A 25,966-nucleotide genomic window follows, 5' to 3' on the forward strand; every position below is an offset into this window, starting at 1 on the left:
TTATTTTGTTTTGCAAGCTTTTATTTACATAAAATATTAACCCACCGGGCTAAAGAACCAAACTTAATTGTGCGTATTTAAATATTCAATAAGTGGCTTAATACCGCTGTCTGCGACTCCGATTTCTTGAGCCACCAGACGACCTTGCTTATCCAATATAGAAATCAAGTTTGAGTGATTGATATCACCATTATCCGCAAACTGATACTTGATGTTTAAAGTATTGGCCAGCATGCGGGTAGTAGCTTCATCGCTACGAATTAAGCGCCAGTTGTCACCTAAATCATTGTGTTCGGCATAGTTATTCATCACCGTGACCGTATCACGTTCAGTGTCCAAAGTGGCTAAGACAAACTCAGTGTCGGCTCTTGCCTCATCGGTCATCTCTTTCTCGATTTGTTTCATACCACGCACTAGGATAGGGCAGGTGTGCTGACAGCTGGTATAGGCCATGACCACCACTTGATTTTTACCTGTCAGATCTTCCAGCTCAAATTTATTGCCTCTGTGATCTGTCCATTCTCCGCCTACCTGATAGATTGAATAGTCTTGCCCCAAGGCTTCAGCAGGCTCATGTGAGTTCATGTCTTCATGGTTCATGTTGCTATGGTCACCCTCTTGATGAGACATAGCTTCATGCTGGCCTTCAGCCTGGTGCGTAGACTGTGGCTGATCGGAATCTGATTGACTACAAGCAATAGCAGTTAGGGACAAGCTGGCTACCAAAGCTGTTTTCAATACAGCTGACAGAGAGAGTGATAGTAAGCTGCGAGACGAAGAGGGCGAAGAAAGATGTGTTTTCATAATAAATTCCTAATTAGCATATAAGCCATTACTTCGCTTAACTTAATAGCGAGCACAGCGGAAGCCAAGACTACTAACTGTATATTTCGCTTCTAGGCTAGAGCGAAAACCATATCGCATAAATGCTGCGTAATCACTTGGGTCAACGGCGCCAGCGGCTCCAGAACCACAAAACATTTGTTGATTTAAATTGCTATCTGAGCGTGATTCGCCCGTTACTAAGCTGTTATTAAAATTCTCTGTCCACTCCCAAATTAGTCCATGCATGTCCTTAACGCCCCAATAATTGGCTGGGCTTTGACCTACTTTAGCCAACTTTTGGTTGCTGCCAGCAGACTTGCTATACCAGTCGAGAATACGCTGATTATAGCCAGGTTCTAAGCTACCATTTTTGTTGGTTTCTGAGGCTTGAGCCACATATTCCCATTGCTCTACAGTAGGTAATCGTTTGTTCTGAGCTCTGCAGTATTGATTGGCAGCATACCAAGATACATTGACCACGGGTTTATCAAAGTCAACAATTCTAGGGGTGTAACCTTTTGAAGCTTTTAACCAGTGCTTTAGATAGCCTTTATCAGCAAATATGGGGGCAATAGCTTGCTTTTGATACTTGGGGTTTTGTTTCAAAAACTTGTAATACTGAATGTTGGTAACCGGTAATTCATCTATTTTGAATTTGTCTACTTTGACATAAGGAGAGTTTTTACTCAGATATAAAGGCCGGTAGACCCCAGCCTCAATAGTGAGCTCTTTGGCCTGTGCTGTAGATATTATTAAACCCATATCCGCGCCGAAGCTAAAGGCTGACGCTATTAATAGCCATAGTAATGGTCTAGAGACGTTGTGCTTTAAAGTAGTTGTTTTTAAAGAACCTGTCTTTAAAGTACATGGCTTTTTTGCAGTAACCTTAAATATCATGATTAATCTCACTTATTTATGAGGCAATAAAGAAGGCGATGAACGATTTGGTTAACTTAAGAACGGTATCAGGCTTATGAAGCCTAATACCGTATTGAGCTTAGTGGCTTATAGTAAGGTTATATTTTTTATAGTTTTTATTAATTACCACTAAGCTTCAATCTGCTAACTAAAGAGTGTGGATTACTTGCGAGCAGCCACATCTTCTGGGGTGATTTCACCCCCTTTATTACCCCAACTGTTCAAGATATAAGTCACAACGTTGGCAGTTTTTTCATCATCTAAATTAACAGCTGGCATGACGCTATCATATACCTCACCATTAACTGTGATCTTACCGCTTAAGCCATTGTGGATAGCATCAATAGCACGATTAGGATCTGCATTTAGATAGTCTGATTTGGCCAATGGTGGGAAGGCTTTAGGCACCCCACTACCATCAGGTTGGTGACAAGCGGCACAGTTACTGGCATAAACAGACTCACCCATTTTGATACGCTCTTGTAGGTTCTTAGCTGTAACTTTAGGTTTTGGCGTATTATTATTGCCAATACTTTGTGTTGCCGATCCCTCTGGTAGATAGACACGCTCTCTGACTTTTCCAGAATAAATTTTCTTATCCTCTGAGCCCTCTACTTCAAGAATACCTAGAGCCCCTTTGTTGAATGCTCGGAAGATAGAGTGGTCTACTAAGACGTATTCACCAGGGACATCAAGTTTAAACTCAGTGATTGCAGCACCACCAGCTGGGATAAGGGTAGTTTGTACATTCTGGTTTTCAGCTGAGCCACCTTCCATATTTACTTTGTCAAATATCTCGCCAATGACATGGAACGAGGATATTAGGTTAGGGCCACCGTTGCCGACGAACAACCGCACAGTTTCACCCACTTTAGCTTTTAATGAGTTCTCACCGGTTAAGGCACCTACAGAACCGTTAAAGACTACGTAATCAGCGTCTTCTTTAACTGCTTTTTCCATATCGAAGGGTTGTAATCCTTTATCTCCATAGTTACCTTTGGTGTAGAAGTCACCTTGCATCACGTAGAACTCTTTATCGACTTTAGGCAGACCTTCTTCAGGTTCGACCAATATCAAGCCATACATACCATTGGCAATGTGCATCCCTACTGGGGCTACTGCACAGTGATAAACGTATAGACCCGGTTTTAAGGCTTTGAAGTTAAACTCTGAAGTATGACCTGGAGAAGTGAACGAGGAAGCGGCACCACCCCCTGGTCCAGTGACAGCATGTAAGTCGATGTTATGAGGCATTTTTGAGTCAGGGTGGTTAGACAGATGGAACTCAATTTCATCCCCTTCACGAACCCTAATAAAGCTACCAGGTACAGTACCGTCAAAAGTCCAAAAGTTGTACTCGACGCCATCAGCTAAGCGCATGACCTTTTCGACAGTTTCCATTTTTACCACAACTTTAGCAGGATAATCTCTGTCGATTGGGGGAGGAACCTCGGGAGCTGAAGTTAAGATAGCGTCTATAACTGGCAATTCACCTTGTTGCTTGGATTGATCTTGAGCAGACTCGTTAGTCGCTGTAGCAGAGGCTTGGTTGTTATTATCGTTTGCAGCTTTATCATTACAGCCAACTATACCAACTGTACCCATAGCAAGTAAGCAAGCCAATGCCAGTTTCGAGTATAGATGCGGCTTTTTGGAAGATAGATGTAAATTTGAGATTTGCATAATGCTCTCCGAAGAATTCAAATAACTACGTTATAACACTAAATCTCAAACATTCATTTTAAATGAATGTTTGAGATTGTGCGACTCTCTTCTCACGGATTTTTTAACTTTTAATAAACTACTAAGTCTAAATTTACCTCAAAACTGGCATGAAAAATGTATCTAAGCTTATTGCTTTTTATAAACAATAATTATTATCAATCAAGCAAATAATTGACGTTTTTTTTAATCTTCAATGGCAATACTAGGACTAGTAAATGAAAAAGCCTTATTGCTAAAAGTACCGATCATAATGGTTTCAATCAAAGGCGAGACATTTTTTGCTTCGCTTTCAACCGCCACCACGAAGTTCGCGCCATCTCCTCCAGTGTCATCCATTTTTTCAACAATGTAGTTAAGTGTGCCCATGGGAGGCAGCTCGATAGACTTTGTCAAATAAGGTCGGACATACTCGCCATGAGTATTGTAATAATCGATTTTAGTGACGTAGAGACTGTTATTTAAGCTAGTATTTCGAATACTTAAAGTGGCTGACAGCATAATCTTTGGGCTGTCTTCATCCCCATAAATATTGGAATAGACCGGTACATAAAATAGCTGATAATAGGGCATATTTCCCGAAGGAACTTGGTCCACCTCCAGCTCTTTTATAGGATCTTTGTGCTCAGTACTATATAAAATATTGGGGTCTTTTTCGGGAGGGTTGCAAGCGGTAAGACCCACAGTAGCCAGTAACGAGATGCCCAACAGTAGCGATGTTTTCATAAGTCTCCTTTTAAACACAGGGTAGAGTACGGGCAGGTTGATTAACCCACCAATACATTGGTTTCAGGATAATGAACTCTTGAGCTTTTTGGCATGGCAATTAAATAAGCCAAGGTCAAAGGTCCCACCCGTCCGGCAAACATCATAAACATAATAACAATCTCACCCGTTTGGCTAAGTTTAGAGGTTAAGCCCCGAGTTAGGCCCACAGTGCTCAAGGCAGAAACCACTTCAAACAGCACGTCATCTAAAGGGTGATCGGCCTCTACAATAGACAGTACAAAGACGCTTAAAAAAATGAGCATCATGGTAATGCTAATTAAAGCCAGTGATTTTCTGACCAAGCGATCTGGAATACGACGTTTAAAGATAATCACATGGTCGCGCTGACGCAAGAAGGCCCAAGTGGTCAAAATCAAAATCACAAAAGTACCGATTTTAATGCCACTGGCCGTAGATAGAGAGCCACCCCCAATAAACATTAAAAACATAGTCAGTAGGGTGCTGGCATCGGTTAGCTGTTCAATAGGAATGGTGTTAAACCCAGCCGTTCTTGGGGTAATGGCTTGAAACCAAGCTGCCGTCAGCTGATTGCTAAAGCTTAAGTGGCCCAAGGTATTGGGATTGGTGCGCTCTAATAGCCAAAACAGCACAAAGGCCACAAGATTCAATACCAAAGTCGTGCCAACCACAACCTTAGTATTGACGCTTACTTTGCGCCAACTGCGATGATCGATAATATCTTTTATGACGATAAAGCCTAAGCCACCCACGATAATTAGGCTTGTGATAATGAAGTTAATGGATTTATTATCAATATAGGGGGTTAAATTGTCACTGGTCAAAGCAAAGCCTGCATTATTAAAGGCTGAGACAGTATAAAAGAAGCCGGCATATAAAGCTTCTGATGGGGGCATGTCTTGCAAAAAAGCAATGCTTAAGGCAATAAATCCTATTAATTCTACCGATAAAGCAATGGTAATAACCGATTTGGCCGTGGTAGTAATATTGCCAAAGCTGGTCTCGGCAAAAGCTTCTCGAGCAATCTTCTGACCGACGATATTTAACCGCCGCTGTAAGCTAATAAAGGCAAAAACAGCAAAGGTCATAAAACCAAGCCCGCCTAACTGAATCAGCATGGCAATAACGACTTGACCCAGCCGCGTGAAGTTAGCGGTATCCACAACGGACAATCCAGTGACCGTAACTGCAGAGGTGGCGGTAAAAGCGGCCTGCAGCCAAGAGACGGAGTCAATGGTGGCTACAGGCAACTTAAGTAAACAGGTGCCTAGAGTGATAAGAAATAAAAAGCCTGCCGCTAAGATGGCTGGGGGTGACGACAAGAATTTGGCTGACTTTGATGGCATAGGGCTGTTGAGACCTTAGTTATTTTATAGGGTCATATTTTGGTTCTGCATAAGTCCGAGCTAACTTAGCCTTTAACTTATTAGGGGACTTTTAGCTTTGAATAAATGACTTCGCAAGGTACTTAAGATCCTTGACCAGACCGGTATATAACACTCGGTCAGGGTATTGAATTATAGTGTCACTATTAAAGTCACGTAATATTTCATTGTTGCGGATAATCAGCAGTAAAGAGGTGTCTGGATGCCGGCTTTTAATTTTGCCGACACTAATAGGACGCACGTTTTGGGGCACATCAATGCGTACCACAAACTCTTCATTACCGAGCGCCAAATACTGCTTCATCATAGGGTAGGCCATGGCCTGTGCAATACGAATACCCATGTCCTGTTCAGGGTGAATAATATTCTCTACCCCTAAACTGTGCAAAATATCATGGTGAGCATCTGTTTTGGCTTTTACCCATAAGTTCTTTGCGGGCAATTTAATGAGGTTTAAAGTACATAACAAGCTGGCTTCCAAGTCTTCACCAATGCTGACGATCACTCCGTCAAACTGGCTTAAATTCAACTCTTTTAAAGTTTCAATATCGGTAGCATCTGCAATAACCGAGTGACTTAAGATATCACTCACCTTATTAACTTCTTGCTCATCCATATCGATGCCAAGAACTTCATTGCCTTGGCTTTGCAATTCAAAAGCACAAGCTCTACCAAACACACCGAGTCCAATCACTGCAAATTGCATGTATAACCTCTACGTAAATAATCCTATTAACCCAGATAGCAACCCGCGTTATCACTGCTCAAAGGTTAAGATAATCAATATGGGTTAAGATAATTTTAAATCTTAATTGATATTGTTAAACTAAAAGCCAATTATACTCCTTAAAAATAGAAATAAGAAAAGCTCGATAACCAAAAAGTATTAAAAGATACAAAAAAAGAGACCCTCAAATTTGAGAGTCTCTTTTTATAAGTCAGGGCTTTAATCAGTTTGTTTTAATAGCTTTAACTGGTAGCTGATTAGATTACTGACTAACTTTTGCCAATACTTTTTCACGACTAAGCAGTTGTTTTTCACCATCACGGCGATCAACATACTCATACTTATCTTCCGCTAAGTTGCGGTCAGAAACCACAATACGGTGTGGAATACCAATCAGTTCAAGGTCCGCAAACTTGACACCAGGACGCTCGTTACGATCATCTAAAATTACGTTTAAGCCCTTAGCTTTAAGCTCTTCATATAAAGCTTCAGCGGTTTGCATAACCGTATCTTCTTTTGATTTCATCGGCACAATGGCAATGTCAAACGGTGCGATTGAGTCTTTGATATCTGGGGTTCTGGCCCAAATGATACCGTTGTCATCATGATTTTGCTCGATAGCAGCAGCGATGATGCGGCTCACTCCGATACCGTAACAGCCCATCATTAGCGTTACCGGCTTGCCGTCTTCACCCATAACGGTACAGTTTAGCGCTTTAGAGTATTTATCGCCCAACTGGAAGATATGACCCACTTCGATACCACGTTTGATGCTTAGCTTACCTTTGCCATCAGGAGAGGCATCACCTTCTACCACGTTACGGATATCAACCACCTCGGTGATTTGAGCATCACGCTCCCAGTTCATACCCGTGGTGTGCATGTCGTATTCATTGGCGCCTGATACAAAGTCGCTCATGGCAGCTGCTGCGCGGTCAACATAGACGGGGATGTCTAAATCCACACCGATGAAGCCTTTTTTCAGACCAGCCGCTTTCATCTCTTCTTCAGTTGCGAAGGTCAGCGGTGTCGCCACTTCAGCGATTTTTTCCGCTTTAATTTCATTTAAGGTATGGTCGCCACGAACCACTAATGCTACCAATTGCTCTTCGCCCTCAGAGCCATCTTCATTGATGCGATGACCTTTAACCACCAAGGTTTTGACAGTAGTTTCTAAAGGAATATCTAGGAACTTAGCCAAATCTTCGTTGGTTTGAATTTTTGGAGTAGAAACGTCTTGTCTATCTTGGGTTGGGGCAGCGCGATCATCGGTACATATCGCTTCAGCCAGCTCAACGTTGGCTGCGTAGTCTGAACCATCAGAGAAAGCGATGGCATCTTCACCACTGCCGGCCAGCACATGGAACTCATGAGAAGCTGAGCCACCGATTGAACCGGTATCGGCCAATACTGCACGGAAATTTAAGCCCAGACGTTGAAAAATGCGGGTGTAGGCATCATACATCTGTTGATAAGTTACTTCTAATGAGGGTTGGTCTACGTGGAAAGAATAGGCATCTTTCATGGTAAATTCGCGGGCACGCATGATGCCAAAACGAGGACGAATCTCATCGCGGAACTTACCTTGAATTTGGAAGAAAGTGACAGGCAGTTGTTTGTAACTACGTAATTCACCACGTGCCAAATCAGTGATGACCTCTTCGTGAGTGGGCCCTAGTACGAAATCACGATTATGACGGTCGGTGAAGCGTAAAAGTTCAGGACCATAATCTTCAAAGCGTCCTGACTCTTGCCATAACTCAGCAGGCTGAGTCATAGGCATGAGGACTTCTTGTGCGCCGATATTTTCCATCTCTTCACGCACAATTTTTTCAACTTTTTGCAAAACCTTAAGGCCCATAGGCAACCAAACATATAGCCCTGAAGCTAGCTTGCGAATAAGACCGGCTCGCACCATAAGTTGGCTAGATACGATATCAGCATCGCTTGGGGTTTCTTTTAAGGTAGCAAATAAAAACTGGCTGGCTCTCATAACTGACTCGACTTTACTCAATGTAGTTAAAGGGGGTTAACGATAAAATTAACTTTAAAAAAACTCACTGGAACAATAAAAGCACCGTCAATAAATCTCGTCTCAAAATCGCTGTTAATCAGTATTTAGACGGTTATTACGGTGTTAAATGATATTAGTAAGGAAATATAATAGTGATAACCTGACTATGTTAGGTAAAGTCGGGCTTTGACGCAATCCTTTTTTAACTTCTTAGGGAATTTAGGCTCAATTTAAGGCTAATTTAAAGCTTAAGACAATAAGAATCTAGAAAAACTGCTTTATTACCGTTTTAACTCAACAAACAATGCCTAATTTATTGGCTATATTTAATCGAATTTTTACTCTATTTTATAAATAAATTACACCAGATTTTATACCAACTATTCAAACTCAAACCATTAAACTTAAAATAAAAATCACACGAGGCGAACCATGAACAAGACAACACAACCTGGGTCAAATCCCAATCCTACCCCTAAGCCTACTGCCAAAAGTAGTGGCGTGCTGTTAAAGCTAGTATTTTTACTGGTTTTGATTCTGCTTAGCGTTTTGCTATGGCAGCATTTTAATAAAGACAATTCACCACAAATCCAGACCGTTAGCCGAGAAGGGGTGGTCAGTAAAATTCAGCAGCTAAACCGTTTAGAAACTGTGGCTTATAATGTTGATACGGTAATCACCAGTGAGCAGCAAGGCAGTTGGCAACGCTTGTGGCAAGATGAGCAAAAAGGCTTATTTATCGCCCGTGGTCGCGTGGTTGCCGGGGTAGATTTAAGTGAGTTAAGCCCAGAGATGGTGCAAGTGACAGATCCGACTGAGGAGCAAATCGCGGCGGCGAAAGCCAATGCTGAAGCACAAGGCAATGCTGATCTGCCCATCACCTTAATGCCTAATATCATGATTACTCTGCCACCCGCAGAAATTTTTACCGTCTATTTAGACGATGTTGAGGTCTATGATTGGCAGTCGGGCGGCTTTTTTGGCATGCTCAAAGCTGAGCCAGAAATTTTGGCCCAAGCTCAAGCCAGTGCCAAACAAGAGGTACTTAAGCGTGCTTGTGCTGATGGGGTGATGCAACAAGCCGAAGACAATGCCAAAAAAGAGATGCAACAGTTGTTTGCCATGACTGGGGCAGAGGTTAGTGTGAATACTCAAGGGGCAGGGGCGTGTCAGCCAGCTGACTAGAGTGTTTAGATTAGGGGGGTTAAATTAGGCTGTATAGATTGTCCTTACCAATACTGCTTTAGCCCTTAAACTGCTCAATGGCATAAAGGCGGGCTTGCTTATGGTCTACCATAGGTTGCGGGTAGTCAATCTGAGCAAAGCCGCCTTTCTTGCTTAAAGCCTGTCTGAGCTTCGCCTCATCATGTAAAAAACTGGCTGGGATATCTTTTAATTCAGGCAGCCAGGTTTTGATAAAAATAGCGTCTTTATCATGGGTCTTAGCTTGGCTAAACGGATTCATGATCCGAAAGTAGGGCGCAGCATCGGTGCCGGTGGAAGCGCTCCACTGCCAGCCTCCGTTATTGGACGCAAAATCTCCGTCAATCAGCTTTTGCATAAAGTAGCGCTCACCCAAACGCCAATCAATAAATAAATCTTTGGTCAAAAACATGGCCGTTACCATGCGCAGCCGATTGTGCATAAATCCAGTTTGGTTCAGACAGCGCATGGCTGCATCTACCAAAGGCACACCGGTTAGTCCTTTACACCATTTCTCAAAACCTGATAAGTCATAAGACCAGTTTACCTTTTGGTCGGCGACCTTATTAAAAGCAGCCCCTTTTACAATGTCTGGATTCTCTACTATAACGTGACGATAAAAATCCCGCCATGCCAGCTCACTGATCCAGCGCTGTATGTCTTGTTCAGCACCAAAATCTTCATTCGAATCATTTAAGTTACGGGCCTTGGCTTGATAAGTAGATTGAGCCGCTTGTTTGGCTTTGAGGTAGCATAAACGTGGACTAATGGCCCCTAGGGTTAGATAGGCAGACAGTTGACTGGTAGCCTCTAGTGCCGGTTGATCGCGGGCGATATCATATTGTTGCACCTCTTCTGCTAAAAACTGCTGCAAGCGCTTATAAGCCTGATCTTCGCCGGCAGGATAGGTTTGACGTGTGGTTTGTAGCAGCGACTGAGCAGTTGTTTCTTGATCAAATTGCCTTTCTAAAAATAGCCTAAGCATTTTTTGACGCAAATCCTCAATAGAGTCTAAAATCTGCGGCAAAATATCCGAATCTGGCTCATTGTGATTAAGCTTTGCAAGCGGGTGCAAATTTACTAGGCCTTTGTCTAAAATGCTCTGCCACTTTTTATAAAACGGGGTGAACACTTTATACATAGTGTCCTCATTGGTAGTGACTGAGCCAGGCGGCAAGATACATTGATCATGATAACGATGAAAGGCGATACCTCTCTTGCTAAGCTGCTGTTCAAGTGCGCTATCTCGCGCCATTTCATTAACTTCATACTCATAGTTGCTAGCAATATGGCTAATGTTATGCTGCTGACAAAAGTTATCGATGGCGTCTACACACTGGCTATAATTAGGAGCTTGTAATAGGTGTAGCTCAATATTTAATTGAGTCAACAAAGACTCTGCTAATTTCTTTAAACTGCGAAAAATAAAATCCACTTGAGCCAAAGACATAGCGTGCTCAAGCCACTGCTCAGGGGTCACCACAAATAAGGCTTTTATATGGGGTTGATCTGCCCCTTGATTTGCCATCTCAGTTAAAGCAGAGAGTGCGGTGTTGTCCTCAAGGCGCAGATCACGTCGAAACCAAATAAGGTAGGGGGTTTGGGGAGTGGGGGCAATGGCAGGCATCGGGCATCCTTCATGGGCTTATATTCTTGATAACTATTAATATTGGCAGTTATCGGCTTTAAATGGGGTAAGTTAGTGTAAGCACTGCTAAATTTGCCAAAAAGTATGCTACGATAAGTTTGATTTGGCAGTTTGAATTTGGTAAAAGGATTACAGGGTCAATGCAGGTTAAATTTTGTGGGTTCACCCAAGCCAGTGATGTCCAGCAAGCGATTGAGCTAGGGGCTGATGCACTTGGCTTTGTATTTTATCCTCCCAGCCCTCGCGCTGTTACTGCTGAGCAAGCCAAGAGTTTGCTGCAGCAAGTACCAGCCTTTGTAAGTGTTGTGGCACTGGTGGTGAACATACAGCCTTCAGAGCTTGTCGCCTTGGCCGATAGCGTGGACTTTGATGTGATTCAGTTCCATGGGGATGAGTCTGCTGAGCAGTGTCAACAACTGGCAAGAAGTGTTAATAAACGTTGGGTGAAAGCACTTCGTATCAATCAAGATACCCATGATTTACAAAATATTCAGTCCCAAATTAAAGACTACGCTCAAGCCGGAGCAAGCAGTATCTTATTGGATGCTTATCATAAAGACGCCTATGGTGGTACTGGAGAGCGCTTTGACTGGTCATTAATACCTAAAGACAGTGCGCTGCCTATTATTCTGGCGGGAGGATTAACGCCTGATAATATTGGTGATACCTTAAAACTGCCTATTCAAGCCGTTGATGTCAGTGGTGGTATTGAGTCTGCCAAAGGCATAAAAGATGCTGGCAAGATGGCGGCCTTTATCCGCGCTGTAAAAAGCACACGATGGCGCAGTTAACTTCACATTCCAAGTACCTAACTACTGTAAAAAAGTCAGTTAACAATAAATCATTAACAAGACAGCTCATTGCATTGTTGTAATTGTTATATAAGTAGGGTAAAACCAAATATGAAAACCTTTGATAATGTACCACACAATGATGAAGTAGAAAGCATTACCGATTTCAATCAGTATCCCGACGCCAGTGGTCACTTCGGTATTCACGGTGGCCGCTTTGTCTCTGAGACGCTGATGGCTGCTCTAGAAGAGCTAGAAACTTTATATTATAAAGTGAAGCAAGACCCTAAGTTTTGGGAAGAGTACCACAATGATCTGGTGAACTATGTGGGTCGTCCAACACCCCTTTATCATGCCAAGCGTCTTAGTGATGAGATTGGCGGCGCGCAGATTTATTTTAAGCGTGAAGACTTAAACCACACCGGCGCTCATAAGGTAAACAACACCATTGGTCAGGCGCTACTGGCGAAGATGAGTGGTAAAAAACGCATCATTGCTGAAACAGGTGCTGGTCAACATGGCGTAGCGACTGCAACCATTGCCGCTCGTCTAGGCCTTGAGTGTATCATTTATATGGGTGCAGACGATGTAGAACGTCAGAAGATGAACGTTTATCGTATGCGTTTGCTTGGCGCCAAAGTGGTGGCGGTTGAGTCAGGATCACGCACTCTAAAAGACGCCATGAACGAAGCGATGCGGGATTGGGTCACCAACGTCGATACCACCTATTATATTATTGGGACCGTTGCTGGACCTCATCCTTATCCGCTACTGGTCCGTGATTTTCAGGCCATTATTGGTAAAGAAGCCCGCATTCAGCATTTAGAAAAAACTGGCAAACTGCCAGATGCGCTAGTAGCTTGTGTCGGAGGCGGCTCAAATGCCATCGGATTATTTTATGAATTCTTAAATGACAAAGACGTAAAAATCTATGGGGTGGAAGCCACCGGCGATGGTCTAGAAACAGGACGCCATTCAGCTCCTCTGGCCAAAGGTCGTGTTGGGGTATTACACGGCAACCGTACTTATTTAATGGCTGATGATGAAGGTCAAATTTTAGAAACGCATTCAATCTCAGCGGGTCTAGATTATCCAGGCGTGGGCCCTGAGCACAGTTTCTTAAAAGATATTAAGCGTGTTGAGTATGTGGGCTGTACCGATAAGCAAGCTTTGCAAGCCTTCCATGAAGTGACTCGTAAAGAGGGTATTATCCCTGCATTAGAGTCGGCTCATGCTGTGTATTATGGTTTAGAATTGGCTAAAACTATGACACCAGATCAGAGTATTATTGTCAACATGTCAGGACGTGGAGATAAAGACCTGCATTCTGTCATGAAAGCTGAGGGTATTGAGCTTTAAACCTTATCTATCTTAAGAGGCAGTTTTTAAGAGCTTAAAGGTTTTAAAGACTGTCAACCCCCTTCAGTTTTACTAAGTATCGACCCGTTTATTTATTAAGGGAATATCATGACCCGAATTGAAACCGCATTTGAAAACTTAAAACAACAAAATAAAAAAGCCCTTATACCATATGTAATGGCAGGCGATCCCTCTCCAGACAGCTTTGTGGGCCTGATGCACGACTTGGTGACCCATGGAGCGGATATGATTGAAGTGGGACTGCCATTTTCAGACCCGATGGCCGATGGACCGACAGTTGCATTGGCAGGCGAGCGCGCTCTGGCAGGGGGCACCAGCATCCATCAAGCTTTACAAATGGTAAAAAAATTCCGAGAAACTGACAGCACTACGCCGGTGATTTTAATGGGGTATTTAAATCCTATTGAGATTATTGGCTATGATGAATTTATTAGATTGTGTGACGACTGCGGTGTAGATGGGGTGTTAGTAGTGGATTTACCGCCTGCTGAATCGGGGGACTTCGTACAGCGTCTGGCACAGCATAATATGAATAAGATTTTCTTATTATCGCCCACGACCTTACCTGAACGTCGTAAGCAAGTTATGACCCATTGTGGCGGTTATATTTATTATGTTTCGCTAAAAGGGGTTACCGGCTCTGCAAGTCTAGATACAGCAGCGGTTGGAGAACAGGTTCAGGCCATTAAAAAAGAGACGGACCTACCTATTTGTGTGGGCTTTGGTATTCGTGATGGTCAGTCAGCAGCTGCCATTGGGAAGCATGCTGATGGGGTAATCGTGGGTAGTGAGTTGGTGAAGAACTTTACAGGTTTAGACAGTAACTCCAGTGCTGATGAGATTTCAGCTGCTCAAGCCAAAATTATGGATAAAATGGATGAGCTACGCCAAGCTTTAGATCAATTGGCTTAGCCCAAAAGCTTGCTGTAAATACTTTTTTATTAATATTAATTTGATGTACTTATGACAAATAATAGTAAACCGACCAAGACTCAGCCCAATAAAAAAGCGGTTGACGCTACCATGGACTGTGGATCACAGTCTGATAAGAAGATGGCTAACACAGAGCCTAAATGTGAGACTTGGCTGTCGCGTCCTGTCCCCAGAGTGAAGCGTCACACGCTACCGCAATTGACAGCGGTAGAGACTGAGCCTTCTACTCAGTGTCCGCAGTGTCATTCTATGACCACCAATACGGCTTTGATTTTTAACAGTTATGTCTGCCCTCATTGCGATCATCACTTAGCCATGACCGCTCGTGAGCGTTTGGCTGATTTTTTGGATCAGATCGAGCAAGAGCTGGGTCAGCAGTTTCATACTGGTGACCCTTTAAGTTTTGTAGACAGTAAGCCTTATCCGCAGCGCATGCAGCAAATGCAACAAAAAACCGGTGAAAGTGAAGCCTTGATTGTGTTTAAAGGTAAGCTGCGCGAGATGGATGTGGTGGCTTGTGCCTTCGACTTCCGCTTTATGGGTGGGTCAATGGGATCCGTGGTTGGTGATCGTTTTGTTGAGGCCGCAGAAGTAGCTCTTGAACAAAAAATACCGTTAATCTGTTTTGCGGCCTCTGGTGGCGCCCGTATGCAAGAAGGGGTGCTGTCGCTTATGCAGATGGCTAGAACTGCAGCCGCTATTGAACGATTGCGTCTGGCAGGGGTGCCTTATATTGTGGTGCTGACCAATCCTGTTTATGGGGGAGTGACTGCCTCTTTGGCTATGCTAGGCGATATCCACCTTGCTGAGCCGAAAGCCATGATTGGCTTTGCCGGTAAACGGGTCATTGAGCAGACGGTTAGACAGACTTTAGAGGAGCCTTTTCAGCGGGCAGAGTACTTATTAGAGCATGGGATGATCGACCAAGTGGTTCACCGTCACCAGCTAAATGATACCGTGCATCGTTTATTAGCTAAGCTGATGCAAAGCTAAGCTGAATCGACTTGGTTTTTTTATGTAGGTTAACTGGTTTTTATTTTTTTGCTGAGAGGCATCGTGATTAATACTCCTTCAACCCCCACAACAGTTGTCAATCCCCCCAACCAATCCAGTCCTTTATCGGACTGGATTTATTACATGCAGCAGATACATGTCTCAGCAATAGACATGGGTTTGTCTCGGGTGCTGCCTGTGGCCAATCATTTAGGCCTGATACAGTCTGCCAAAGATGATGCTTATGTGTTCACTGTCGCAGGCACCAATGGCAAAGGCTCTACCACCGCAGTTATTAGTGAAATTTGCCAACAAGCCGGCTATAACACCGCCCTTTATCAGTCGCCACACCTGATAGACTTTAATGAAAGGGTGCGTATTAATGGACAACCTGTGGGAGACCAAGTATTAATTGAGGCTTTTTATGAGGTCGAACAAGCTCGTTTAGCTTGTGACTTAACGCTATCATTTTTTGAGATGACCACCTTGGCTGCAATGCTTATTTTTGCGCAAGCAGACTGTGATGTTTGGGTTCTAGAGGTGGGGCTAGGCGGCCGCTTGGATGTGGTCAATATCATTAATCCTGATTTGGCTGTTATCACCAATATTGGCATTGATCATGTTGATTGGCTTGGCGATACTAGAGAGAAGATTGGCTTTGAGAAGGCCGGTATTCTACGAGAGGGCATACCCTTAATCTATGGTGAGCCAGATATGCCGCAGTCTGTGATGGATAAGATCCAACAGCTGGGCTGCCCTTATTATCAGGTAGGTAAAGATTATGACTTTACCGAACAAGATGAAGTTTGGCAATTTAGTAGCGCTAGCATAAGCATGCAACTGCCTAAGCCCAAATTGTCTTTGATTAATAGTAATAATGCGGTAGCTGCTGTACTGGCTAGTGAGCTGACCATCACCCCTGAGCATATTAAATCTGGACTGCAAGCCGTTAAGTTAGCAGGACGTTTTGATGCCAGAGAGATTGCACAGCGTCAATGGTTGTTTGATGTGGCGCATAATGAGCGCGGTATGACCTTCTTACTGAGTCAGTTCCAGCCTATGTGGCAACAGCACAAAGCAGACCATCCGGCAGCCGAGCTACATATCGTATTCTCTATGCTGGCAGATAAAGACATCGACCAGGTGGTGGAGTTGCTGGTCGACTCAAAGTTACCTATTAAGACCTGGCATGTGGCAATGATTGATCACCCTAGAGCAGCAGAAGTAGAGCAATTAATTGCAGTGCTACAAAAAAACAATCAACAAAATATTGTTAGCTATGAAAATTTAGCCATTATTGGTGAGAAAGTGATAGCAGCGACTGGTACTGAAGATCCTATCTTAGTTTGCGGCTCATTTCACACCATAGGTGAAGTGCTACAGCCACTAATTTAGAGGCAGTCTATTATTGAATGGTTTATGATTTCTGATATAAGATTTTTAATACTGATTTAATAACGAATATTGATAACTATTTGGTTTACATAAAGGCAAGGGATCATGGGTCTCTTGCTTTTTTTGTCTGCTTTACTATCTAGTTTTTATCCTGAGTACAGGCTATTTTTAATAAATAATATAAAATAAACATTATCTCTATTTGTTAGAAATATTATACTCAATGTTAGATTTAATTGTTACTCATTATTGAATATTAATCGATATATGTCGTGATAATGTAGTAGTATTGCAATATAATCCTTTATAATACTAGTGATTTTAGTCTCAATAGCTAATAAATAGATGGGTGTTAAGCCTAAATGATTATGTTACACCTGGGTGCCTTTGCAGCGCTTTATCCTTCATAGAATAAGTAAACACATTATGATGTTAAGCTCTAATAAAAATAAATTGCTACTGGTTTTGTCCTTATTACTCGGTTGTAGTCTACCGAGCCAGGCCAATACGGTGGTCACTGACGTCCAGATTAACTCTTTAATTGCTCAGGCGATAGAAACCCATCCCTTAGTGGGTTCAGCGAGAGCCGAACAACAAGCCACTATGGAAGGCATAAATGCGGCTAAGCTAAACCTGTTGCCGACTCCTAGCATTTCAACAAGCTATGGCAACAATGATGATATCGTCTCAGAGGTGGGTATTCGTCAACCTTTATGGACCGGCGGTAGATTAACTGCCAACGTCAACCAAGCCATATTTGATGATAAAGCTGCCATTGAAAACATCTATGCCCAACAAAACCAAGTAGCTAAAACCACTATTGAAGCTTGGCAGACCTATATTAATGCAGTCGCCCAACAGCGTGTTTATTTAGAAACCATCACTCAGTTACGTAAATTTGAAGAAATGATGCAGCGCCGAGTCAATCAAGGGGTGTCGGCCCGTATTGAGTTGGATCTAGTTACCAACCGTATTTTGCAAGAAACCAATGCTTATGAAGCCGCCAAAGAGCAGCAACATATTGCTGAGGCCCGACTGCAACAAATCACAGGGCGGGCATTACCTCGGGGCAGTGAACACAATGTTCCGCAGCTAAGTGCTTTGGTAGATCAAGTAAAAAGAGCTTCTATGGGCTTTGAGAAAATGGCTTTTAATGAAGCCAGTTTTTACAACCCGACTGTAGTGAAAGAGGCGTTCCAGATTGAATCTGCTAAGCAAGAAGTCAAGGCTCAAAGTGCCAGTAAATACCCTGTTGTTTATGCTGAATATAGGCACGAGTATGACCATGATACTAATGAAGATGATGGTCAGTTTTATGTGGGCTTAGATTATCAGCCTGGCGCTGGGTTCTCGAATTTGGCATTAACTCGGGCTTCTGAAGCACGCGTCAACAGCTTAATTCAAAATAAAGAAGCCGCTCAGCGTCAGGTGATGGAGAACATCCAGATTCAGTATCAGCAATTTGCCAGTGCCAAAAGTCGTGAATTGTCTTTGGTGTCTGCAGTAGCCGGGGCGCAAATTGTTCTTGACTCTTATCAACGTCAGTTTATCGCGGGCCGCAAGTCGTGGTTAGAAGTGTTAAACGCGGTTCGCGAGTTAAGCGACTATCAAGTGAATTTGGTACAGACTCGCTCCGATATTCTAGGCTCATTTTATAAACTTCAGGTGGATTTTAGCCTGATGCCTTGGCAAGTTTATGCTCATAATCGTCAGCCTGTAAGAATGTTTAATGTTCAAGACCCGGTAAAAGAGTGGGTTAATAATCAACAGAACAAGGCACAAAGTAAACAGTTTGGATATGGGCAGTCGCCTAAGACACAAGATGAGTATATTGAAGTCAACTTACCAGCCTATCTTGAGCAACAGCTCGATCAGGGTGCTTATATTATGATTGATGAGCAAGGCAATCCTACCAGTATTACTGTGGAAAAATCTGAGCTGAAAAATACTGATGATAACCAAGCTTATAGTAAATAAAAAATAAATCAGCAAAACAATCACACAATCTGCTGCCTGCGATTATAAAAATATTTAATAAGTGATAATTATGAGTACTAACCAATATCGATCAGATAATTTAGAGACAGACAACACAGGGTCACACCATGAGTTGGTGCCTAGCTCTCCTGAAGTGTCTATATCGCAATCCTTAGCTGATGCCTTACGTCATCTTTTGAGTCAGCAAGGTTATCCAGTAGATAATATTCGCCTACAAGATGTGATTAGAAAGCATAATAATCCCAAAGCTGAAGAGCAAGGCCGAGGTATAAATACTCTAGGTGGGTTTGTAGGGGTGCTAAGAGGCTTAGGGATTGAGGAGTCACCAGAGATTCTTCAACAGCCAGATGCTGCATTTTTACCTCTGCTGGCTTATCACGCCCACTATGGTTGGGGGGTAATCGATGGCAAAAGTCCGCAAGGGGCTTGGAACTTGCGTCAAGAAGCCCAAACTCGCCCAGTTACCTTAGATGACTTAAAACTGGTGATGCGTCTGCGTTTAAAAGAAGACCATATCAAGAAGAAAAACGCCACCTTTACCGAGCTACTAAGAAAAGACTTGTTTAATTATAAAGGGGTGGTAGTAGAAGCGGTAATCGCCTCTTTCTTAATTAACTTCTTAGCTTTAGCAGTTTCTTTGTTCTCGATGCAGGTCTATGACCGAGTTATTCCTACTCGCAGTGAATACACCTTAATTATTCTAGCCAGTGGGGTGGCTTTAATTATTATCTTCGAAGCTTTTATGAAGTTCGCTCGATCCAAAATCATGGATAAGGTAGTAGTAGGGCTAGATCAGTATTTATCACGTGAAGTATTTCAGCGTTTGTTAAAAGTGCGTATTGATCAGATGCCAGGGTCGGTAGGTTCTATGGCTGCTCAGTTAAGAGGGTATGAGCAGGTACGTAGCTTCTTTACGGCCAGTACCTTATTTGGTCTGGTCGATTTACCAATGACCATTATCTTCATTACTTTGATCGCTTATATTGCCTCACCTTTAGTGGCTTTAGTGCCTATTATCGCCGCCATTATTGCCATAGCTATGGGTTTAAGTGCTCGTAAAAAGATTGATGCCATTGCTGCTGAAGGAGCCTCTGCCTCTTATTATAAAACAGGTTTGTTGGTAGAAACGGTAGAAGGGGTTGAGACCATTAAAGCCGGCGCGGGCAGTTGGAAGTTTTTATCGCGTTGGCTTGATGTGATGAATGTCACTATTAAAAATGACCTGGATATGAAGCATGCTAATGATAACTTGAGTTATTTTGCACAAATGCTACAGCAGGCCAGTTATGTGGGTATTGTAATCACCGGCTCATTCGTAGTGATGAGAGGGGATATGACTATGGGTGGCTTGATTGCTTCCTCTATTCTAGGCGGACGAGTATTGGCCCCAGTGATGTCTATTCCCAACTTGTTGGTACAGTATTCTCATGCCAAAGCCGCCAAAGGTATGATCGAGTCTATCTTTGCTCTTGAGCAAGACAACCATGGCGTGAACTACCCTTTATCACCGACTAAGATTAAGGGTCATTATCAGGTCGATGACATGGTATTTAACTATACAGGTAATGATCGTCCTGCAGTTACTATCAAAAAACTGGTTATTCAGCCCGGTGAGCGGATAGCCATTTTGGGTCCTATTGGCTCTGGTAAATCAACACTACTAAAACTACTTTCTGGACTGTATGCACCAACTTCTGGTCGTATCCTAATAGATGGGTTAGACATTCAACAAATCAGTCGTGAGTCGTTAAGTGAGCAAATAGGGTACTTACAGCAAGATCACCGTTTGTTTCAAGGTACCTTGCGTGAAAACTTACTTATCGGCATGCCAGCGCCCAATGATGATGTGCTGCATGATGCCCTCCAAAAAACAGGTCTTATTAACCTAGTTTCGAACCACTCAAGCGGTCTGGATTTACCCATTAGTGAGGGGGGACGCGGCTTATCAGGCGGACAAAAACAACTGGTGGCTTTTACCCGATTGCTATTAACCAAACCTTCGGTATTCCTGATAGATGAACCTACGGCTTCGATGGATAACCGTCAGGAGCAGCGCTGTATACAAGTATTACGAAATGAGCTGCAACACGGTCAAACTTTGGTGGTTTCCACTCATAAGACAGCTTTATTAGATTTGGTAGATCGCATTATTATTATGGATAACCATCAAATTGTCATGGATGGGGCCAAAGAGGCGGTTCTTAAACAGCTTATGCAGAATGAGCAAGCCAAGCGACAAGGTGGTCCAACTAGAGTAACTCAGCAGGACGCCACAAGAGCGGCAATTAAAGCCTCACCACAGGCGCCAAAACCTCAGGGTCCACAGCATCCACAAGCACCGAATGATAACCCTAGTGATGGAACTAGAGGACAAGGTGACCAAAATGAACTGAGTTCTAACGGACAGCCACAGTCAGCTACACAAAACCTAGATGATAGCGCACAAAGTAAGATTCAAGGTAATGATCAAGGCGAAGTTGCAGGTATTGCAAAATCGAAGATTATCATTAAGCCACCTTCAGAAAGAAGCAGTACAGACTCTCAGGCAACTGACTCTATCAACGGTAACAATAGGGGTGCGAGGGAAACTCAGGCTTCTACAAATGATACTGCAGCCTCTCAACCGCAGCCATCAACTGAGGCTAAGCACAACACCATTATTATTAACCCCACATCTGAAGAGAAATAGGCATGTCTGAATATCAATATACTCCCACTAAGCCAAAAATTGGCCGTGCTCGTCTCACAATCTGGATTGCCCTTATAGGCATCACGATACTTCTAGTGTGGGCCTACTTTGCCAAGATTGACCAAGTAACCCGTGCGAAAGCCACGGTGATTGCTAGTGCTCGAACTCAGCAGATACAGGCGTCTGATGGGGGCATCCTTACTGAAATTTTAGTTTCAGAAGGGGATGAGGTGAAAAAAGGTCAGCTTTTAGTGGTGCTAGAAGAGGAGCGAGCAAAAGCAGCTTATGACAGCTCTGCCACTAAATCTGCTGCGTTGGAGGCTCAGCTGGCCCGATTGAATGCTGAAATCTTTGATCGTCCTTTAACCTTTCCTGATAGTGTGCGTAAGTATCCTGAATATGTAGAAAACCAAACTCAGCTGTATAATCGTCGTAGACAGGCCATTAATGAAGAGGTTTCCTCGTTAGAAAAAATGCTGGTTCTGGCAAAAAGAGAGCTGGATATGAACGAGCCATTGTTACAGTATGGGGATGTGAGTCAAGCCGATGTGATTAAGCTACGTCGCCAAGTCGCTGAAATTGAGGCTCAGATTAACAACAAGCGTAATAAATACTTCGAAGAAGCACAGGCAGAAATGACCAAAGCTCAAGAAGAGCTTGATAGTGAGCTTGAGCAACTGCGTGACCGAACCCAGGTGCTTGAAGAAAAACGCTTATTGTCTCCTCAAGATGGTAAGGTGAATAACATTAATATCACAACCATTGGCGGTGTTGTTAAGCCGGGCGAAGTGATTATGGAATTACTACCTACCAGCAGTGATCTTATTGTCGAAGCCAAAGTAAGCCCAGGTGATATTGCTTATGTGAAAGAGGGTCAGACCGCCTCCGTTAAATTAGATGCTTATGACTTCTCTATATTTGGGGCGATGAATGGCAAGGTGACCTATATCAGTCCAGATACCTTAATGGAGCAAACCCCAAAAGGGGAAGAGCCTTATTACCGCGTTCTTATTCAAATTGGTAAGGCAGAGTTTGCCGGCCGAGCTGATGAAATCGTTATCAAGCCGGGTATGACTGCCAGTGTTGATATTAAGGCTATGGAGCGTAGCGTTCTGTCTTACTTAACCAAGCCGATCACTAAGACCTTATCTGAAGGCTTAGGGGAGCGCTAATAACACTCATCCCCCTGCCTTAGATTTTTAGAGGTAGAAATAAAGAAGATAGGTAGCTAGGTAGGGTTTAGCAAGTGGGATGCTCTGAATAACTGGGTGTTAAACCTGCTTTTGGGGAAGTTTTTGAAATAAATTCAATTTTTTGCAAAAAAGGTTTGACACACAGTTTTAAATGTATATAATACACACCCACAGAGCGAGAGCTTAGGGTGATTAGCTCAGTTGGTAGAGCGTCTGCCTTACACGCAGAATGTCGGCAGTTCGAGCCTGTCATCACCCACCATATTTTGATACAACCACTTCTTTTAGAAAGTGGCTAAACATTCTAAAGCGACCTAAGCAGCGGTAGTTCAGTTGGTTAGAATACCGGCCTGTCACGCCGGGGGTCGCGGGTTCGAGTCCCGTCCGCTGCGCCATATTTAAAACTTAGTCTGCTTATTTAATTAAGCGCACAGTTTCAACCTCAAGTATTAATTTACTTGAGGTTTTTTTGTGTCTTCTGATTCTGCCCGCTGCATTATAGATTCTGTTTTTTCAGTGCAGTGCGTGCTAAACATCTCTTATAAAATCAACAACAAAAAGCAATGGTATCCGCACTACGCATTATCTATGCTATTAACTGTGTTCTATTATGACGAGTGTAGAAATAAGGCTTCTCTAAACCAAGTCTAAACCAAGAAAATTTTTAAAAATTAAATCAATAAAATATCTAATACAACAAACAAAATAATAGGTGACCTATGCAGCATTTTTATCCTCTATATTTAGCCAATAAAGCCCATGAAGGCGCAGATGAGGCGTTAGAAGTAGTCAATAAGTATGATCAACAAATCGTGGCTGAAGTGGCCCGTGCCGATGAAGAGCTGTTAGAACAAGCCATTGCTGCAGGGGTCAAAGCCATTCCGGCCATGCAGGCCTTAAAACCTTATCAAAAGCAGCGCATTTTGCTGGACTGTGTGGCCAAATTTAACGAAAGGTTTGATGAGTTTACGGAAGCATTAATTGCTGAAGGGGGTAAGCCAGAAGGGGCTGCTAAAGCAGAAGTTAAACGTTTAATTGCCACTTTCCAGTTTGCCGCTGATGCGGTAACCACCTTGTCTGAAGGCGAGGTTATTCCGTTAGAGGTCACAGAAGCTGGTGCAGGGTATCGCGGCTTTAGTAAAAGAGTGCCTATTGGGCTGTGCGGCTTTGTATCCCCCTTCAATTTTCCCTTAAACTTAGTGGCTCATAAAATAGCCCCAGCCATTGCTGCAGGGTGTCCTTTTATTCTAAAACCGGCAAGCTATACGCCTATTGGCGCTCTCTTAATTGCTGAAATATTGGCCGAAACAGATTTGCCTGAAGGGGCTTTCTCAATCCTACCTATGTCATCAAAGGTTGCCGATAAATTAGTCACTGATGAGCGTATCAAACTATTGTCGTTCACGGGTTCTGATAAAGTGGGCTGGGATATGAAAGCACGGGCCGGTAAGAAAAAGGTAGTACTAGAGCTAGGTGGGAATGCAGCGGTGATGATTGAGCCAGATGCAGATTTAGAAACCGCTCTGCCTAGAGTGATTACCGGCGGATATAGTCAAGCAGGTCAGGTATGTATCAGCGTGCAGCGGGTACTTATTCATAAAGATATTTACTCACAGGTCAAAGACAAACTTGTGACCTTGGCCAAAGAAGTCAAAGCCGGCAATCCTAGCGATGCTGATGTGGTGATCGGTCCTATGATTGATAAAGCAGAGTTAGAGCGTATTGATCAATGGATTAAAGAGGCAGTACGAGATGGGGCTACGCTGTTGTGTGGCGGGGAGGCTGAAGGCCTTGTTATGAATGCCACCATTCTTGAGAATGTGAGTCATGAGTCTAAGCTATATAAGGACGAAGCTTTTGGTCCTGTCATGATTTTAGAAGCTTATGATGATTTTGATAAAGGAATCGAGCTTGCCAATGACAGCCGCTTTGGGTTACAAGTCGGGGTATATACTTCTAGTATCAAAAAAGCCATGCAGGCTTGGGATACTATTGAAGCGGGTGGGGTAATTATTAATGATGTGCCTACATTCCGCGTTGATAATATGCCGTATGGCGGTGTAAAAGACTCTGGCTTTGGCCGTGAAGGGGTAAAATACGCTATCGAAGATATGACGGAAATACGTTTGATGGTAGTAAAAGACTAGGGGTAGCTTATACCTAAAGATATATTTACAGTCATCAGTGAGTCATTATTTTGTCAGTAAGTGATATATAAGCAACTGATATAAATAACTGATTTATAAACAATAAAAAAGCAGCCTTATTCTATGATAAGGCTGCTTTTTTTAGTAAAGAGTTTTTAATGCGACGATTTTTGAAACTTAAGAATTTGCCATAACTCTTCTTCATTGGCGACTATATCGGCAAGGGTATAGCTGTCCATAACTTGCAAAAAGGCTTGAGTCGCCTGATAAAATACTGACTTTAATTTACAAACCGGAGTTATTTCGCATATTTCAGCCGGTTTTTTAGGGGTTTTGAGAGGTTGGGGCTCAGTGCTCTTGCCCGTTAATTTTGTGGTGACTTGAGCAAAGCAGGGCACCAATTGAAAGTCAGGCTCTGTTTGACGAATGACTTCGCCAAGAATGATGTCTTCAGCAGGCTTTGCCAAACGGATACCGCCATTTTTACCGCGAATACTTTCAATATAACCAATTTGAGCCAGTTGATGAATGATTTTAGTCAAATGACTGCGAGAGATTTGATAGCTATTGGCAATGTCGGTTATCGTTGCCAACGTTTCACGCTCAGGAATGACCGCAAGATACATCAAGGTACGTAGCGCGTAATCACTATAGTTGGTAAGGCGCATATATTTTACCCCTTAGATAAAAATGAAATACAATAAAAATTGAAGGTTTTAATAGCTTTATTTATTTTGGCTTTGGTCAATACTGTTATAATTGTTGTTAATACGCTTTTGGCGTGAGGCAACAGATAGGTAGTGATGGTTATGCTAAATTATATATTGATAGCTCATTTATTAGGAGCGACAATTTGGACTGGAGGGCATTTAATATTATCTCTGGTGGTGCTGCCAAAAGCCTTAAAAGCTCAAGAGATGACAGGTTTAATGGCTTTTGAAGAGCAGTTTGAAAAAATAGGAATGCCGGCCTTAGTGTTGCAAATTATAACAGGGCTATGGATGGCCTACAGGCTGCTACCTGATGTTAGTTTATGGTTTGGTTTTGACAATGATTTAAGTGTATTAATCACTACAAAATTAATCCTATTGGCGGCTACAGTTTTGGTTGCATTGCACGCCAGATTTAGAGTTATCCCCACTTTGTCAGTCGCTAGATTGGGCTTCTTTGCCCTACATATTATGGCCGTTACGCTATTGTCTGTGAGCTTTGTTGTCGTCGGCTCGTTATTTAGAACAGGGCTAAGTTAATTATAACA

Annotated in this window: 20 protein-coding genes and 2 tRNA genes; 13 read left to right on the forward strand and 9 right to left on the reverse strand. The window is 42.9% G+C overall.

Going from position 1 to position 25,966, the window contains the following annotated elements; all coding sequences use genetic code 11:
* Positions 1-63: 63 nt before the first annotated feature.
* From B3S92_RS02325 to B3S92_RS02355, 7 genes are all read right to left on the reverse strand, one after another.
* On the reverse strand, positions 64-804 hold the full coding sequence (locus B3S92_RS02325; RefSeq protein WP_296202317.1) for an SCO family protein: 741 nt from the start codon (positions 802-804) through the stop codon (positions 64-66).
* Between the two features lie 42 nt (positions 805-846).
* Complete coding sequence (locus tag B3S92_RS02330; protein WP_296202319.1) at positions 847-1,722, reverse strand: formylglycine-generating enzyme family protein; 876 nt, start codon at positions 1,720-1,722, stop codon at positions 847-849.
* Between the two features lie 183 nt (positions 1,723-1,905).
* Positions 1,906-3,426 carry a copper-containing nitrite reductase gene (gene nirK / locus B3S92_RS02335; RefSeq protein ID WP_296202323.1) on the reverse strand — a complete coding sequence of 507 codons (1,521 nt, stop codon included), beginning with the start codon at positions 3,424-3,426 and terminating at the stop codon, positions 1,906-1,908.
* A 225-nt stretch (positions 3,427-3,651) separates the two neighbouring features.
* On the reverse strand, positions 3,652-4,191 hold the full coding sequence (locus tag B3S92_RS02340; RefSeq protein ID WP_296202325.1) for a DUF3124 domain-containing protein: 540 nt from the start codon (positions 4,189-4,191) through the stop codon (positions 3,652-3,654).
* A 41-nt stretch (positions 4,192-4,232) separates the two neighbouring features.
* Positions 4,233-5,558 carry a TrkH family potassium uptake protein gene (locus B3S92_RS02345; protein ID WP_296202327.1) on the reverse strand — a complete coding sequence of 442 codons (1,326 nt, stop codon included), beginning with the start codon at positions 5,556-5,558 and terminating at the stop codon, positions 4,233-4,235.
* A gap of 91 nt (positions 5,559-5,649) precedes the next feature.
* Positions 5,650-6,303 carry a potassium channel family protein gene (locus B3S92_RS02350; protein WP_296202330.1) on the reverse strand — a complete coding sequence of 218 codons (654 nt, stop codon included), beginning with the start codon at positions 6,301-6,303 and terminating at the stop codon, positions 5,650-5,652.
* 283 nt (positions 6,304-6,586) lie between these two features.
* Positions 6,587-8,317 carry a proline--tRNA ligase gene (locus B3S92_RS02355; RefSeq protein WP_296202332.1) on the reverse strand — a complete coding sequence of 577 codons (1,731 nt, stop codon included), beginning with the start codon at positions 8,315-8,317 and terminating at the stop codon, positions 6,587-6,589.
* Positions 8,318-8,770: 453 nt separating this feature from the next.
* Between B3S92_RS02355 and B3S92_RS02360 the strand changes: the two genes are divergently transcribed.
* Positions 8,771-9,523: a DUF4230 domain-containing protein gene (locus B3S92_RS02360; protein WP_296202335.1), complete on the forward strand. Its 753-nt coding sequence runs from the start codon at positions 8,771-8,773 to the stop codon at positions 9,521-9,523.
* A gap of 58 nt (positions 9,524-9,581) precedes the next feature.
* Here the strand turns inward: B3S92_RS02360 and B3S92_RS02365 are convergent, their stop codons facing one another.
* Positions 9,582-11,168, reverse strand: coding sequence for a cryptochrome/photolyase family protein (locus tag B3S92_RS02365; RefSeq protein WP_296202336.1), 1,587 nt, complete (start codon positions 11,166-11,168; stop codon positions 9,582-9,584).
* 161 nt (positions 11,169-11,329) lie between these two features.
* Here B3S92_RS02365 and B3S92_RS02370 point away from each other — a divergent pair, with 161 nt between their 5' ends.
* The 11 genes from B3S92_RS02370 to B3S92_RS02420 all read left to right on the forward strand — a co-directional run bounded on the left by B3S92_RS02370 (position 11,330) and on the right by B3S92_RS02420 (position 24,708).
* A complete protein-coding gene (locus B3S92_RS02370) occupies positions 11,330-11,980 on the forward strand; it encodes a phosphoribosylanthranilate isomerase (protein ID WP_296202338.1) in 651 nt (216 codons plus the stop codon).
* 111 nt (positions 11,981-12,091) lie between these two features.
* Positions 12,092-13,339, forward strand: a complete 1,248-nt coding sequence (trpB, locus tag B3S92_RS02375; protein WP_296202340.1) for a tryptophan synthase subunit beta — start codon at positions 12,092-12,094, stop codon at positions 13,337-13,339.
* Positions 13,340-13,447: 108 nt separating this feature from the next.
* A complete protein-coding gene (gene trpA / locus B3S92_RS02380) occupies positions 13,448-14,272 on the forward strand; it encodes a tryptophan synthase subunit alpha (protein WP_296202343.1) in 825 nt (274 codons plus the stop codon).
* A 141-nt stretch (positions 14,273-14,413) separates the two neighbouring features.
* The gene (gene accD, locus B3S92_RS02385) at positions 14,414-15,286 is read left to right on the forward strand and encodes an acetyl-CoA carboxylase, carboxyltransferase subunit beta (RefSeq protein ID WP_296202629.1); all 873 of its coding nucleotides are present in this window, start codon (positions 14,414-14,416) and stop codon (positions 15,284-15,286) included.
* 66 nt (positions 15,287-15,352) lie between these two features.
* Positions 15,353-16,681 carry a bifunctional tetrahydrofolate synthase/dihydrofolate synthase gene (folC, locus tag B3S92_RS02390; RefSeq protein ID WP_414706984.1) on the forward strand — a complete coding sequence of 443 codons (1,329 nt, stop codon included), beginning with the start codon at positions 15,353-15,355 and terminating at the stop codon, positions 16,679-16,681.
* Between the two features lie 426 nt (positions 16,682-17,107).
* Positions 17,108-18,658, forward strand: coding sequence for a TolC family protein (locus tag B3S92_RS02395; RefSeq protein ID WP_296202349.1), 1,551 nt, complete (start codon positions 17,108-17,110; stop codon positions 18,656-18,658).
* Positions 18,659-18,728: 70 nt separating this feature from the next.
* Positions 18,729-21,368 carry a type I secretion system permease/ATPase gene (locus B3S92_RS02400; protein ID WP_296202351.1) on the forward strand — a complete coding sequence of 880 codons (2,640 nt, stop codon included), beginning with the start codon at positions 18,729-18,731 and terminating at the stop codon, positions 21,366-21,368.
* A gap of 2 nt (positions 21,369-21,370) precedes the next feature.
* A complete protein-coding gene (locus tag B3S92_RS02405) occupies positions 21,371-22,540 on the forward strand; it encodes an HlyD family type I secretion periplasmic adaptor subunit (RefSeq protein ID WP_296202353.1) in 1,170 nt (389 codons plus the stop codon).
* A 207-nt stretch (positions 22,541-22,747) separates the two neighbouring features.
* Positions 22,748-22,823 (forward strand) — tRNA-Val (locus B3S92_RS02410).
* A 56-nt stretch (positions 22,824-22,879) separates the two neighbouring features.
* Positions 22,880-22,956 (forward strand) — tRNA-Asp (locus B3S92_RS02415).
* A gap of 324 nt (positions 22,957-23,280) precedes the next feature.
* Positions 23,281-24,708, forward strand: a complete 1,428-nt coding sequence (locus tag B3S92_RS02420; RefSeq protein WP_296202355.1) for an aldehyde dehydrogenase family protein — start codon at positions 23,281-23,283, stop codon at positions 24,706-24,708.
* Between the two features lie 155 nt (positions 24,709-24,863).
* On the opposite strand, the gene B3S92_RS02425 is transcribed toward B3S92_RS02420, so the two are convergent.
* On the reverse strand, positions 24,864-25,376 hold the full coding sequence (locus tag B3S92_RS02425; protein WP_296202358.1) for an Rrf2 family transcriptional regulator: 513 nt from the start codon (positions 25,374-25,376) through the stop codon (positions 24,864-24,866).
* A gap of 141 nt (positions 25,377-25,517) precedes the next feature.
* Here B3S92_RS02425 and B3S92_RS02430 point away from each other — a divergent pair, with 141 nt between their 5' ends.
* Positions 25,518-25,958, forward strand: a complete 441-nt coding sequence (locus tag B3S92_RS02430) for a CopD family protein (protein WP_296202360.1) — start codon at positions 25,518-25,520, stop codon at positions 25,956-25,958.
* The last annotated feature ends 8 nt before the right edge of the window (positions 25,959-25,966 follow it).

The sequence above is a fragment of the Psychrobacter sp. UBA3962 genome (assembly GCF_002385225.1).
Classification (GTDB): Bacteria; Pseudomonadota; Gammaproteobacteria; order Pseudomonadales; family Moraxellaceae; genus Psychrobacter.

What these genes read in the sequence shown, in the direction of transcription:
- B3S92_RS02325 (WP_296202317.1), bottom strand. Translation starts at nt 804, where the DNA reads ATGAAAACACATCTTTCTTCGCCCTCTTCGTCTCGCAGCTTACTATCA.
- B3S92_RS02330 (WP_296202319.1), bottom strand. Translation starts at nt 1,722, where the DNA reads ATGATATTTAAGGTTACTGCAAAAAAGCCATGTACTTTAAAGACAGGT.
- nirK (WP_296202323.1), bottom strand. Translation starts at nt 3,426, where the DNA reads ATGCAAATCTCAAATTTACATCTATCTTCCAAAAAGCCGCATCTATAC.
- B3S92_RS02340 (WP_296202325.1), bottom strand. Translation starts at nt 4,191, where the DNA reads ATGAAAACATCGCTACTGTTGGGCATCTCGTTACTGGCTACTGTGGGT.
- B3S92_RS02345 (WP_296202327.1), bottom strand. Translation starts at nt 5,558, where the DNA reads ATGCCATCAAAGTCAGCCAAATTCTTGTCGTCACCCCCAGCCATCTTA.
- B3S92_RS02350 (WP_296202330.1), bottom strand. Translation starts at nt 6,303, where the DNA reads ATGCAATTTGCAGTGATTGGACTCGGTGTGTTTGGTAGAGCTTGTGCT.
- B3S92_RS02355 (WP_296202332.1), bottom strand. Translation starts at nt 8,317, where the DNA reads ATGAGAGCCAGCCAGTTTTTATTTGCTACCTTAAAAGAAACCCCAAGC.
- B3S92_RS02360 (WP_296202335.1), top strand. Translation starts at nt 8,771, where the DNA reads ATGAACAAGACAACACAACCTGGGTCAAATCCCAATCCTACCCCTAAG.
- B3S92_RS02365 (WP_296202336.1), bottom strand. Translation starts at nt 11,168, where the DNA reads ATGCCTGCCATTGCCCCCACTCCCCAAACCCCCTACCTTATTTGGTTT.
- B3S92_RS02370 (WP_296202338.1), top strand. Translation starts at nt 11,330, where the DNA reads ATGCAGGTTAAATTTTGTGGGTTCACCCAAGCCAGTGATGTCCAGCAA.
- trpB (WP_296202340.1), top strand. Translation starts at nt 12,092, where the DNA reads ATGAAAACCTTTGATAATGTACCACACAATGATGAAGTAGAAAGCATT.
- trpA (WP_296202343.1), top strand. Translation starts at nt 13,448, where the DNA reads ATGACCCGAATTGAAACCGCATTTGAAAACTTAAAACAACAAAATAAA.
- accD (WP_296202629.1), top strand. Translation starts at nt 14,414, where the DNA reads ATGGCTAACACAGAGCCTAAATGTGAGACTTGGCTGTCGCGTCCTGTC.
- B3S92_RS02395 (WP_296202349.1), top strand. Translation starts at nt 17,108, where the DNA reads ATGATGTTAAGCTCTAATAAAAATAAATTGCTACTGGTTTTGTCCTTA.
- B3S92_RS02400 (WP_296202351.1), top strand. Translation starts at nt 18,729, where the DNA reads ATGAGTACTAACCAATATCGATCAGATAATTTAGAGACAGACAACACA.
- B3S92_RS02405 (WP_296202353.1), top strand. Translation starts at nt 21,371, where the DNA reads ATGTCTGAATATCAATATACTCCCACTAAGCCAAAAATTGGCCGTGCT.
- B3S92_RS02420 (WP_296202355.1), top strand. Translation starts at nt 23,281, where the DNA reads ATGCAGCATTTTTATCCTCTATATTTAGCCAATAAAGCCCATGAAGGC.
- B3S92_RS02425 (WP_296202358.1), bottom strand. Translation starts at nt 25,376, where the DNA reads ATGCGCCTTACCAACTATAGTGATTACGCGCTACGTACCTTGATGTAT.
- B3S92_RS02430 (WP_296202360.1), top strand. Translation starts at nt 25,518, where the DNA reads ATGCTAAATTATATATTGATAGCTCATTTATTAGGAGCGACAATTTGG.